The organism is Mycobacterium sp. (assembly GCF_025965855.1).
Classification (GTDB): Bacteria; Actinomycetota; Actinomycetes; order Mycobacteriales; family Mycobacteriaceae; genus Mycobacterium.
This window is the reverse complement of the sequence record NZ_JAOPWB010000039.1, coordinates 13,802-26,071: the sequence shown is the minus strand read 5'-3', so window position 1 is coordinate 26,071 and position 12,270 is coordinate 13,802. Positions and strand designations below refer to the sequence as shown.

Below are 12,270 nucleotides of genomic sequence, written 5' to 3'. Positions count from 1 at the left end.
GTGGTCGGCGCCCTCTTTGGCAGGAATCTCCTGAGGAACGACAGCCCGGTCTTGGGAGGCGCTTCCGCCGGAGGAGTCGGCGACTCGTGAGCGACGGGAATCTCCGTCGTCTCAGGCTCTGGCTCGACGGGGATCACGGTTGTCGGCGGCTCTTGGTCGACGGGAATCTCCGTCGGCAGCTCTTGGTCGACGGGAATCTCCGCCGCCGGCGACGCTTGCTCGACGAACCTCCCCGCCACCTCAGACTCCGGCTCGACCGGGATCATCGCCGTCGGCAGCTCTTGGTCGACCGGAATCTCCGCCGCCGGCGACGCTTGCTCGACGAACCTCCCCGCCACCTCAGGCTCCGGCTCGACGGGGATCATGGTTGTCGGCGGCTCTTGGTCGACCGGGATCATGGCCGTCGGCGGCTCTTTGGCAGTCGGCGCCCTCTTTGGCGGGATTCTCCTGAGGAACGACGTCCGGGTCTTGGCCGACTCTTCCGCGGCCGGAGTCGTGGTCGCCGGCGACTCCTGCTCGACCGGAAGCTCCGTCGCCTCCGACCCTTGCTCGACGGGAATCGTCGTCGCCGGCGACTCTTGCTCGACGGGGATCGTCGTCGCCGGCGACCCTTCCGCGACCGGAATCTCCGTCTCCTCAAACTCTTGCTCGACGGGAATAGTCGTCGTCGGCGACTCTTCCGCGACCGGAATCTTCGTGGTCGGGATCTCTTGCTTGACGGCGATCACGGGTGGCTCGGGCTCGTTGTCCGCGGCAGGCCCCGAGCCGCTCGGGGTCCCCACTGGGACTTGACGTTTGACGGGGCGCACGGTCAGCGCGAGCGTCAACACCAACCCCATCACGAACGACAGGGCGAAGAGCCACCAGTGGACGTCGCTCATCGCTCGTCGCCCATCCCAGGGCCGTTCGAAACGGCGGGGACTTCCTCAACGATGACGCGCTTGTTCAAGATGTTGGCGATCACGCGGGCAACGGCCGAGCCCGCCAGGAAAGCGAGCAGGTACCACAACCACTGGATCACGAAATCCATGCTGGATCTCCTTAGCTCACAACGATTTCGACGCGGCGATTCTTGGCGCGACCCTCGGCCGTGTCATTGGCGGCGACGGGATTGACCGAACCGAGACCCTTGACGACCAGCACAGCGCCCGCGACACCATTAGCAACCAGGAAGTCGGCCACCCGTTGGGCGCGCTGGCTGCTCAACGCGATGTTGATTGCCTCGGTGCCGGAATTGTCGCTGAAGCCGTTGATCATCGCGTGCGCGGTCGGACATGCCTTGAGCCTGCCGGACACCTGAATCAGAATCTGGTTGTCGGCCGGGGTCAGGCTAAACCCGTCGTTCCCGAACGCAATCGGGCCGCCCGCGACGGCATTGATCGCCGATTGCAGGTCGGTGCACTGGCCGGCGGCAGGCGGCGCTGGCGGAAGAACCGGACCGTTAACCACAAACTTGTCAACGACATTCAGAGTGGACCAGGTGCGCACCGCGTCCTGGCTCACGGTGTTCTTTTGGTCTTGCGACGCTGCGGTGCCCGCCAAGGTGATGGTGTCCACGCTGACCGCGAGACTGAAATCGGGAATCGAGGCGCTGTCCTTGAAAATCGGTCCAGCCTTTGAGAAATCGAGCGCATCGATATTGGGATTGATATGGATTTGGTCGATGACGTTGACGCCCGGCGGCAGTGAGCCGTTGAGCGCCTTCAGCAATGCCGCTTTGGCGGAGTCGTCGGGAAAATCACCGCTGAGCGTGAAGTCGTTGCCGTTGCGGGTAATTGACAGCGGCGCCAAGGACAACTTAGGAGTGGCAGACGTGCTCGACGACCCCAGCGCCGGCAACGGGCCGGCCGGCCCGTTGGCGGATCGCGGTTGCTCGAACGCACCGTAGCCGATCGCCGCTATCAGCAACGGAATTACCGCCAGGCCGATCAGCCAGGTTGCGCCGGCCGAGGGCCGGTGAATCTCCGGAGCCCGCGCCGAGTCGGTGCTTGCGGCCGACTGCCGCAAACCCGCGCCTACCCCCACTTTTGCCCCTCCCCTCACTTCGCTCCCAACACGTCTCCTTCGTGCAGGCGATATGCAGCCTACCGAGTCGGCGCCGCAACACCTGTCAAGTCGGGCACACTGGAGCCATGGCCAACGGCAACAGACCGACCGACAGCGAAACCCTGGCACGTATCCGCAAGCTGGTCGCCGAGGAGAAGACCCTGCGGGCGCAGCTGCAGCACGGCGAGATCACCACGTCGGAGGAGCACGATCGCCTGCGCCGGGTGGAGGTCGAGCTCGACCAGTGCTGGGACCTGCTGCGGCAGCGCCGGGCGCTGCGCGAAACCGGCGGCGACCCCCGCGAGGCGCAGGTGCGCCCGCCCGACCAGGTCGAGGACTACCTGGGCTGAGCGTGACCTCGGCGGAGGTCGACGCCATCGACGCCGTAGTCGTAGGCGGGGGCCACAACGGGCTGGTTGCGGCCGGCTACCTGGCCAGGGCCGGCCTCCGGGTGCGGTTGCTGGAACGGCTGGCGGGGGTCGGCGGGGCCGCGGTTTCCGTGCAGGCATTCGACGGCGTCGGGGTTCGGCTGTCGCGGTACTCCTACCTGGTCAGCCTGCTGCCGGCCCGCATCGTCGACGACCTGGGCGTGAGCGTGCGTTTGGCCGGTCGGCGATTCTCGTCGTACACGCCCGACCCCGCTACCGAGGGTCGGAGCGGGCTGCTCATCGGGCGCCCCGGCCAGTTCGCGGCCATCGGCGCCGCCGAAGACGAGCCCCGTTTCGCCGCGTTCTACCAACGCTGCCTGCTGGTCACACAGCGGCTCTGGCCGACGCTGCTCGAGCCGCTGCGCAGCCGCGAGCGGGCCCGCCGGTACATCACCGACGCCGATCCCCGCGCGGCGGCGGCGTGGCGCGCAATGATCGACGAGCCGATCGGCCACGCCATCGCCGACGCGGTCGGCAATGACCTGGTGCGCGGGGTGATCGCGACCGACGCGCTGATCGGTACGTTCGCTCGCCTCGACGACCCGTCGCTGCGCCAGAACGTCTGCTTCCTGTATCACGTGCTCGGCGGCGGCACCGGAGACTGGGACGTTCCCGTCGGCGGGATGGGCTCGCTGACCGCGGCACTGGCGGCGGCGGCATCCGGCCATGGCGCCGAAATAATCACCGGCGCAGACGTTTTCGGTGTCGAACCGGACGGCCGGGTGCGCTACCGCCGCGACGACGACGAGCACGTGGTGCGGGGGCGGTTCGTTCTGGCGGGGGTGACACCGACGGTCCTCGCCGGTCTGCTCGGCGAACGACCGGCGGCGCCGGCCCAGGGCGCCCAGGTCAAGGTGAACATGGTGCTGCGGCGGCTGCCTCGGTTGCGCGACGCCGCCGTCACACCCGAAGAGGCGTTCGCGGGGACGTTCCACGTCAACGAGACCTGGACCCAGCTGGACAGCGCATATTCACGCGCGGCCGCCGGGCAGATCCCGAATCCGCTGCCGTGCGAGGCCTATTGCCATTCGCTGACTGACCCGAGCATTTTGTCGGCCGGCCTGCGTGCTTCCGGTGCACACACGATGACGGTGTTCGGCCTGCACACCCCGCACTCGCTGTTCGACGGCACTTACTCCGGCGCACTGCGTGACCGGCTGACCGATTCGGTGCTGGCTTCGCTGAATTCCGTTCTGGCCGAATCGATTCAGGATGTTTTGATGAGCGACGCGCGCGGTTGCCCCTGCATCGAGACGACGACCACCCTGGACCTGCACCGCACGCTGGGCATGACCGCAGGCAACATCTTCCACGGCGGGCTGGCGTGGCCGTTCGCCGACGACGACGACCCGCTGGACACCCCCGCGCGGCAGTGGGGCGTGGCGACGGCCCACGAACGAATCATGTTGTGCGGCTCGGGCGCCCGCCGCGGGGGGGCGGTGTCGGGCATCGGCGGCCACAACGCCGCGATGGCCGTGCTGGCTACCCTCGCGAGCAGACGCAAAAGCCCCCCGAAGACACCCGTTTAGGGTGCTTTTGCGTCTGCTCGGCCAGAAAGCTAGCGGTCGTTGATGGTTGCGTAGTCGCGCTCGGTGTACCCGGTGTAGATCTGGCGCGGGCGGCCGATCTTGCTGTCGCCCTCGTCGTGCATCTCACGCCAGTGCGCGATCCAGCCGGGCAGCCGGCCCAACGCGAACAGCACGGTGAACATCCGGGTCGGGAACCCGAGGGCCCGGTAGATCAGGCCCGTGTAGAAGTCGACGTTGGGATAAAGCTTGCGCTCGACGAAGTAGTCGTCGGTGAGCGCCGCATCTTCGAGATGCTTGGCGATGCTCAGCAGGTCGTCGTCGCCGCCGAGCTTGGCCAGGATCTTGTCGGCCTGTTCCTTGACGATCCGCGCCCGGGGGTCGTAGTTCTTGTAGACCCGGTGACCGAAGCCCATCAGTTTGACGCCGGCTTCGCGGTTCTTCACCTTGCGGACAAATTCGCCGACGTCGTCGCCGCTCTCGCGGATCTGCTCGAGCATTTCCAGCACCGCCTGGTTGGCGCCGCCGTGCAGCGGACCCCACAGCGCATTGATGCCGCCGGAGATGGAGGTGAACAGGTTGGCCCGCGACGAGCCCACCAGCCGAACCGTCGACGTCGAGCAGTTCTGTTCGTGGTCGGCGTGCAGGATGAACAGCATGTCCAGCGCCCGGACGATTTCCGGGTCGGCGTGGTAAGGCTCGGCCGGCAATCCGAACGTCATCCGCAGGAAGTTCTCCACCAGACTCAGCGAGTTGTCCGGGTAGAGGAACGGTTGCCCGATCGACTTCTTGTAGGCGTACGCGGCGATCGTGGGCAGCTTCGCCAGCAGGCGGGTGGTCGACAGCTCGACCTGGCCGTTGTCCACCGGGTCGAGGGCATCGGGATAGTAGGAGCTCAACGCGTTGACCACGCTGGACAACACGGGCATCGGGTGCGCGTTGGGCGGGAATCCGTCGAAGAAGCGCTTCAGGTCCTCGTGCAGCATGGTGTGCCGCTGGATCCGGTTGGTGAATTCATCCAGCTGCTGCTTGTTCGGCAACTCGCCGTAGATGAGCAGGTAGCTGACCTCGATGAAGGTCGACTTCTCGGCGAGCTGCTCGATCGGGTAGCCGCGGTAGCGCAGAATCCCGGCGTCGCCGTCGATGTAAGTGATGGCGCTCTTGCAAGAGGCGGTGTTGACGAAGCCGTTGTCGAACGTCGTGTAGCCGGTCTTGGACAACAGCGGGCCAAGCGCGATGCCGTCAGCTCCTTCGGTGGCGTGGACGACTTGCAGGTCGATCTCGCCCCCCGGGTACTTCAGAGTTGCGGTGTCGTTGGTGTCGGCCACGAGAACCCCTTTGCGCTCTGGCTGGTATGGCTGCCCTGAGTCGGTGCTTATAGCTGAAGGTAGTCGTTATCGGGACGAGGCGCCTGCCCGGGGTCGGCTCCGCCGGTCTCGCGGACATCTGCGGTCAAGCCTCGGGTGAATTCGGGGCGTGATGAGCGTCATACCCCGGTGACCTGCGACGGGCGGCCCTGCTCGGGCGGGCGGCGCGACCGTACAAACGGCAGTGTTCACGGCTGAAGGCGCTCGACCCGCGCCCCGATGACCCGAATCCGGTTGTGCACCCGGTTTTCCCGCCCCTGCCAGAATTCGACCACCTCGGGCGCGAGGAGATATCCGCCCCAGTTGGGCGGAACCGGGACGCACTCCGAGTCGGCGAAGCGCTCGGTGACCTCGTTGAGTTGGTCGAGCAGCGCCGCCCGCGACGCGATCGGCCACGATTGGTGCGACGCCCACGCACCCAGTTGTGAGCCGCGCGGCCGCTTGGACCAGTAGTCCTGCGTGACCTGCGGGTCGACCTTGCTCACCGGGCCGCGGATGTGAACCTGCCGGCCCAGTTGGTACCAGGGGAAGGTCGCCGATCCGTAGGGCGTCGCCGCCAGCTCAAAGCCCTTGGCCGAATCGTAGTTGGTGAAAAAAGTGATTCCTGTCTCGTCCGCGCTCTTGCACAACACCGATCGGCTGACCGGCCTGCCTTCCGCGACGGTGGCCAGCACCATGGCGTTGGGCTCGGCCAACCCCGCGCGTTCGGCATCCTCAATCCAGTTGCGAAACAAGGCAAGCCATCCGTCGGCCAACCAGTCCGCGTCCAGGTCGGGGCTGCCGTCCTTCTCGACGGACCCGTATTCCACACGCATCCTCTGCAGGTGTTCCTCCGCTGGTCCTGCCATTGCGCCCACGCTACCGGCGGTTGCTACCGGCCGGTAGCGTCCGCCCGTAGGTGGGGTGCGAGAATTTGCGCATGACTGTTGTGCCCGAAAACTTTGTCTCCGGCCTGGAAGGCGTGGTGGCCTTCACCACCGAAATTGCCGAACCGGATAAAGACGGCGGCGCGCTGCGCTACCGCGGCGTCGACATCCAAGATCTGGTGGATCAGCAGGTCACATTCGGTGACGTGTGGGCGCTACTCGTCGACGGCAGGTTCGGCCACGGGCTGCCGCCCGCCGAGCCGTTCCCGCTGCCGATCCACACCGGCGACGTGCGGGTCGACGTGCAGGCGGGCCTGGCGATGCTGGCACCCATCTGGGGATACAAGCCACTGCTCGACACGGACGAGGCCACCGCCCGCGATCAGCTGGCCCGGGCGTCGGTGATGGCCCTGTCCTACGTCGCGCAGTCCGCGCGCGGCATCTACCAGCCGGCGGTCCCCCAGCGGATCATCGACGAATGCCCCACCGTCACAGCGCGTTTCATGACGCGCTGGCAGGGCGAGCCGGATCCCAGGCATGTCGAGGCAATCGATGCCTACTGGGTGTCGGCCGCCGAGCACGGCATGAACGCCTCGACGTTCACCGCGCGGGTGATCGCCTCGACGGGTGCGGACGTGGCCGCGGCGTTGTCCGGGGCGATCGGGGCGATGAGCGGTCCGCTGCACGGCGGTGCGCCGGCCCGGGTGCTGCCGATGCTCGAGGAGGTCGAGCGCACCGGCGACGCCCGCGGCTTGGTCAAGGGCATCCTGGACCGGGGCGACAAGCTGATGGGATTCGGCCACCGCGTTTACCGCGCCGAGGACCCGCGGGCGCGCGTGCTACGGACGGCCGCGGAGCGGCTGGGCGCCCCGCGCCACGAGGTCGCGGTCGCGCTGGAGCAGGCGGCGCTGGCAGAACTGCGGGAGCGGCGCCAGGACCGGGCCATCGAGACCAACGTCGAGTTCTGGGCCGCCGTCATCCTGGACTTCGCCCGGGTGCCGGCCAACATGATGCCGGCGATGTTCACCTGCGGGCGCACCGCGGGATGGTGCGCCCATATCCTCGAGCAGAAGCGGCTCGGCAAGCTGGTCCGCCCGTCGGCCATCTATGTGGGACCTGCCCCGCGCAGCCCGGAATCCGTCGAGGGTTGGGACCGAGTTCTCACCAGCGCCTGATTGCGCGCGAGCTGGGGGCTCTCCCGCGCGAGCGGGAGGTACCCACCCGCTTGCGGGGGACACGTCACGGCGAGCTTCGAGTCAATTTTTCGCCCAGGCGTTACGCCCGCGTGGGCTAGTTGTCGGTGCCCGGCGATTAAATGAGTCCGGCCGCGATGAATTTGGGTCGCGGGCTGAGTCAGTAATCGTGAGCCAGCCCCCGCCTGGGCTGACATCCGACACCGACAGTAAGGAGAACACAATGGCGATCAACATCGAACCCGCACTGTCCCCGCACCTCGTGGTTGACGACGCCGCCGCGGCGATCGACTTCTACGTCAAGGCTTTTGGCGCCGAGGAGCTCGGCCGCGTGCCCGGTCCCGACGGCAGGCTGGTCCACGCCGCGCTGCGCATCAACGGCTTCACGGTGATGCTCAACGACGACTTCCCGGAAACGTGTGGCGGCAAGTCGATGACGCCCAAGTCCCTGGGCGGAACTCCGGTGACGATTCACCAGACGGTCACCGACGTCGACGCCAAGTTCCAGCGGGCGCTGGACGCGGGCGCCACCGTGGTGGCTCCGTTGTCGGACCAGTTCTGGGGAGACCGCTACGGCGTGGTCGCCGACCCGTTCGGCCACCACTGGTCGATGGGACAGCCGGTGCGCGAGGTCAGCTTCGAGGAGGTCCAAGCGGCGATGTCCGGGCAGGCGGGCTAGAAGTCCCGCAGCCGGGCCAGCAGCCGGCGTCGCATCGCCGGCGCCGGCGCCGGCGCCGCCGATGCTGCGGCGAGCATGTCGGCGATGGCGGTGAATTTGTTGCGGGGCTGCGCATCGTGGCCGCGCACGATCTCCGCGGCGTCGATCGCGCGCCATCCCGCGGAGTCGACGACGTCGGGCTGGCGCGCGCGGACCAGCTTGCCCAGCGCCTCCGGCTTGGCCACCGGATCGGTCAGCGTGCCGGCGTTGAAATCGGCCACCATCGCGTGGACGGTTTGAACCGAGCAGGACTTGTTGGTTCCGATGAACCCCGTCGGCCCGCGCTTGATCCAACCCGCCACGTATGCGCCGGGCACCGGTCGGCCGGAGCCGGGTTCGACGACGCGACCACCGTCGTTGGGCACGACGGCCGCCGATTCGTCAAACGGAAGATCGCGAATCCCCTTGCCGCGGTATCCGATCGACGTCAGCACCAGTCCCGCCTCGAGCCGGTGCACCTCCTCGGTGCCCGTGACCGAGAACTGGACGCCGGTCGCGCGCCGCTCACCCAGCACGCGCTCGGGCGTGAGTTGATAGGCCAGCCGTATTCGTGGGCGCCACACCGGCGCCGAACCGTCGCCCAGTTTGCTCAAGGTCTCCAGCTTGCTCTTGACCAGCGGGTCGCAAGCCGCGGCCAGATCGCTCGCCACGCGTTGGTGGTCCCCGGCGTCGAGCACAACCTCGGATGTGCCGGTGAGACCGATCAATTCGGGCAAGGTGAACGCCGAATGGGCGGGCCCGCGCCGGGCCGCGATCACGACTTCCCGCACCGCCGAGCGTCGGAGTGCTTCGAGCGCATGCTCGGAGATGTCCGTGCGGGCGAGGCCGTCGGGATCCGCGGTCAGCACCCGGGCCACGTCGAGGGCGACATTGCCGTTGCCGATGACCACCGCGCGTTCGTGACCGAGATCGACTGGCAGATCAGCGAAGTCGGGATGCCCATTGATCCACGCGACCAACTCGGTGGCGGTCCCGGTGCCCGGGAAGCCCATGCCGTCGATGTCCAGCCGGCGATCGTCGGGCGCGCCCACCGCGTACAGCACGGCGTGATGGTGGGCCAACAGATCGGCGTGGCTCAGATGCTTGCCGATCTCGACGTTGAGGTAGAACCGGAAGTGGCGGTGGCTGGATACCCGTTCGAAGAGCCGGGTGACCCTTTTGGTGTTCTGATGGTCGGGCGCCACCCCGGCGCGCACCAAGCCGTAGGGCGTGGGCAGCTTCTCAAAGACGTTGACCCGCACCCCATGCTGGGTGAGCAGTTCGTCGGCGGCATACATCGCCGCAGGACCCGATCCCACGATGGCCACGGTCAACGGCTGACGGCGAGCGCGCACCTCGGCGGCCGGAATCACCGGGGCCAGCTTCGAGGTCGGCGGCAGCTTCTCGCCCGCCGGCCGCTCCGGGTAGAAGGAGGCGTTGATCTCGACGAACGGCAGCTGCTCGGGCTCCAGCCGGGTGTCGGGCGCGATCGCGCCGACCGGGCACGCGCTCACGCACGCACCGCAGTCCACGCAGGCCACCGGATCGATATAGAGCATCTCCGACGTCGCGAAGCCCGGCTCGTCCGGTGTCGGGTGAATGCAGTTCACCGGGCATGCGAAAACACAGGACCCGTCGTTGCAGCACGACTGGGTAATAACGTGCGGCATGGATAAACCCGTGCAGCGCTACGCGGCGGGCGCGGCGGCCAGATGCCGGCGCTGCGGCTCGCTGCGGTAGCGCGACGGCTTGCCGTTGATTTTGCAGACCCGCCACATCAGGCGGGCCGAACGCGTTTCCATCAGGCCGGTGTCGTAAGCGAGCATCCGGACGTCAGCGAACATGTCGCTCAACCACTTTCGCGATTCCGGCGACCGGAAGAAGAGTTCCTTCTTGACCTCGCGCGGGATGTCGAACTCCCGCCAGAACGACTTGGGCGGCACGGTGATCGCCTGGCACAACGCCCGCATCGTCAACGGCAGGTACAACGCTGCCCAGAAGCGCTGGCGCTTGGTCAACTCCGGCAGCCGCTTGCGCAGGAACTCATGCGCGAACGAGATGTGCCGGGCCTCCTCGGCCACGTGAATCGCCATCACCCGCTCCATGATCGGGTGCAGTGACTTGCCTTCGCGCAGCACGTTTTTCTGCGTGTGGTCGATTGGCTCCTCGCCGGCCAGCACGCCGATGAAGAACGCCACCGGCAGCGGACCGGCGACGAGCGGAATCAGTGGCGAGATCCAGCGCAGCATCCGCGGCATGCCGGGAACGTCGGCGCCGACGCGGTTGACCATCTCCTGGAACATCATGGTGTGGTTGCACTCTTCGACCGATTCGTGCAGGCAGTACCGGTATTCCGGTGACCCGTTGGGCACCCAGAACGTGTAGTTCATCAGGCCGCGGATCAGGATCGACTCGAAGTGCAGGCCCACCTTGGCGACGTTGGCCTGCCGCCACATACCGATCTTGATCTTGCGTTCTTCGGACTGGGCCTGATACCAGGGATGACGCCCCAGCGGGTCGGTCGACGGCAAGATCCACCGGGGGTCGTTCTGCCTGACCGCGAATTCCGGTGAGTCCCAATCGATGTCGGTATAGGGATTGAAGTTTCGCCGCACCGACCCCTCGGACAGTGTGGCAAGCATGTTGACGTAGTCGGCGTCGTCGCGGACTTCCATGTTGCGGCGCCAACGCCTGACCATTCGCGTCCTGTCCATTCCAAGCCTCCCCTACGAGGTTTACATTTGGACGTGCTGTGTCCAGACAGTACCGCAGGTACCGGATATTTCCTAGCCCGCTCGGAGGCACTGTGGCCTGACCAGTGGACACGCGATTGGTGTGGCGTGGCTCACATGCCGCCAGCCCACCACGGCCCGCGAGGTCGCCGCCTTCGGGTCGCTCACTAGGCTGGTTGACATGGCTGACCAGCTCGAGATCCCCTCCGACATCAAACCCCGTGACGGCCGCTTTGGCTCCGGGCCCTCAAAAGTCCGGCCCGAACAATTGAAGGCGTTGACGACCACCGCGGCGCCGTTGTTCGGCACATCGCACCGGCAGGCGCCCGTCAAGGGTCTGGTGGGCCGGGTCCGGTCGGGAGTGGCCGAGCTTTTCTCGCTGCCGGACGGCTATGAGGTCATCCTGGGCAACGGCGGCGCGACGGCGTTCTGGGATGCGGCCGCTTTCGGCCTGATCGACAAGCGGTCACTCCACCTTTCCTACGGCGAGTTCAGCTCCAAGTTCGCCTCCGCGGTCGCCAAGAACCCGTTCGTCGGCGACCCCATCATCATCAAGTCAGATGCGGGCACCGCCCCCGACCCGCAGTCCGACCCATCGGTCGATGCGATCGGGTGGGCGCACAACGAGACGTCGACCGGTGTCGCGGTTCCGGTCCGCCGGCCCGCCGGCGCGGACGACGCGCTGGTCCTCATCGACGCGACCTCGGGCGCCGGCGGTCTGCCGGTCGACATCACCCAGGCCGACGTCTACTACTTCTCGCCCCAGAAGAACTTCGCCAGCGACGGCGGGCTGTGGCTGGCCGTCATGAGCCCCGCCGCGCTGGCCCGCGTCGAATCGATCGCCGCGTCCGGTCGCTGGGTTCCGGACTTCTTGTCGCTGCCGATCGCGGTGGACAACAGCCTGAAGAACCAGACGTACAACACCCCGGCGATCGGCACCCTGGCGCTGATGGCCGAACAGCTGGACTGGCTGCTGGGCAACGGCGGGCTCGACTGGGCGGTCAAGCGCACGGCGGACTCTTCGCAGCGGTTGTACTCGTGGGCCGCGGAGCGCCCCTACACCACGCCGTTCGTCGCCGATCCCGCGTTGCGCTCTCAGGTGGTGGGCACGATCGACTTCGCCGACGACGTCGACGCCGCGGCCGTCGCCAAGACGTTGCGGGCTAACGGCATCGTCGACACCGAGCCCTACCGCAAGCTGGGCCGCAACCAGCTGCGGGTCGCGATGTTCCCCGCGGTCGACCCCGACGACGTCAGCGCCCTCACCCGGTGCGTCGACTGGGTGGTCGAGCGGCTTTAACCTGACGGTCATCAGCCTGCAACCCACCAGCGTGTCAGAGCGGGTTACCGGCGTTAGCTGCACTAGAGTGCGCACCTGACGGGTCCGTCGCTGACCGGCGCGGAACCGGCGAGGA

At 67.2% G+C, this 12,270-nt stretch carries 11 protein-coding genes; 5 read left to right on the top strand and 6 right to left on the bottom strand.

All coding sequences use genetic code 11. The features are described 5' to 3' along the window. Positions 1-877: 877 nt before the first annotated feature. Positions 878-1,030, bottom strand: a complete 153-nt coding sequence (locus JWP83_RS03025) for a hypothetical protein (RefSeq protein ID WP_297725644.1) — start codon at positions 1,028-1,030, stop codon at positions 878-880. Positions 1,031-1,041: 11 nt separating this feature from the next. Beyond that, a complete protein-coding gene (locus JWP83_RS03020; RefSeq protein ID WP_297725642.1) occupies positions 1,042-2,025 on the bottom strand; it encodes an OmpA family protein in 984 nt (327 codons plus the stop codon). A gap of 107 nt (positions 2,026-2,132) precedes the next feature. On the opposite strand from JWP83_RS03020, the gene JWP83_RS03015 reads away from it, so the two are divergent. After that, positions 2,133-2,396 (top strand): DUF2630 family protein, encoded by a 264-nt coding sequence (locus tag JWP83_RS03015; protein WP_297725640.1) that lies wholly within the window; start codon positions 2,133-2,135, stop codon positions 2,394-2,396. Positions 2,397-2,422: 26 nt separating this feature from the next. Next, positions 2,423-4,003, top strand: coding sequence for an NAD(P)/FAD-dependent oxidoreductase (locus JWP83_RS03010; protein WP_297725692.1), 1,581 nt, complete (start codon positions 2,423-2,425; stop codon positions 4,001-4,003). A gap of 29 nt (positions 4,004-4,032) precedes the next feature. Here the strand turns inward: JWP83_RS03010 and JWP83_RS03005 are convergent, their stop codons facing one another. Further along, entirely contained in the window at positions 4,033-5,328 is a 1,296-nt protein-coding gene (locus JWP83_RS03005) for a citrate synthase (RefSeq protein WP_297725638.1), read from the bottom strand. A 227-nt stretch (positions 5,329-5,555) separates the two neighbouring features. Further along, entirely contained in the window at positions 5,556-6,215 is a 660-nt protein-coding gene (gene pdxH, locus JWP83_RS03000) for a pyridoxamine 5'-phosphate oxidase (RefSeq protein WP_297725636.1), read from the bottom strand. A 71-nt stretch (positions 6,216-6,286) separates the two neighbouring features. Between pdxH and JWP83_RS02995 the strand changes: the two genes are divergently transcribed. Together JWP83_RS02995 and JWP83_RS02990 are read left to right on the top strand one after the other, a co-directional pair. After that, positions 6,287-7,408: a citrate synthase 2 gene (locus tag JWP83_RS02995; protein ID WP_297725634.1), complete on the top strand. Its 1,122-nt coding sequence runs from the start codon at positions 6,287-6,289 to the stop codon at positions 7,406-7,408. A 241-nt stretch (positions 7,409-7,649) separates the two neighbouring features. Further along, positions 7,650-8,105, top strand: coding sequence for a VOC family protein (locus JWP83_RS02990; protein ID WP_297725632.1), 456 nt, complete (start codon positions 7,650-7,652; stop codon positions 8,103-8,105). Here the strand turns inward: JWP83_RS02990 and JWP83_RS02985 are convergent. Both JWP83_RS02985 and JWP83_RS02980 read right to left on the bottom strand, forming a co-directional pair. Beyond that, on the bottom strand, positions 8,102-9,793 hold the full coding sequence (locus tag JWP83_RS02985) for an FAD-dependent oxidoreductase (RefSeq protein ID WP_297725630.1): 1,692 nt from the start codon (positions 9,791-9,793) through the stop codon (positions 8,102-8,104). The two genes, JWP83_RS02990 and JWP83_RS02985, sit on opposite strands and share 4 nt — an antisense overlap. A gap of 18 nt (positions 9,794-9,811) precedes the next feature. Continuing rightward, entirely contained in the window at positions 9,812-10,837 is a 1,026-nt protein-coding gene (locus tag JWP83_RS02980; RefSeq protein ID WP_297725629.1) for a diiron oxygenase, read from the bottom strand. A gap of 199 nt (positions 10,838-11,036) precedes the next feature. Here JWP83_RS02980 and serC point away from each other — a divergent pair, with 199 nt between their 5' ends. Further along, positions 11,037-12,155, top strand: coding sequence for a phosphoserine transaminase (serC, locus tag JWP83_RS02975; protein ID WP_297725627.1), 1,119 nt, complete (start codon positions 11,037-11,039; stop codon positions 12,153-12,155). Positions 12,156-12,270 lie beyond the last annotated feature (115 nt).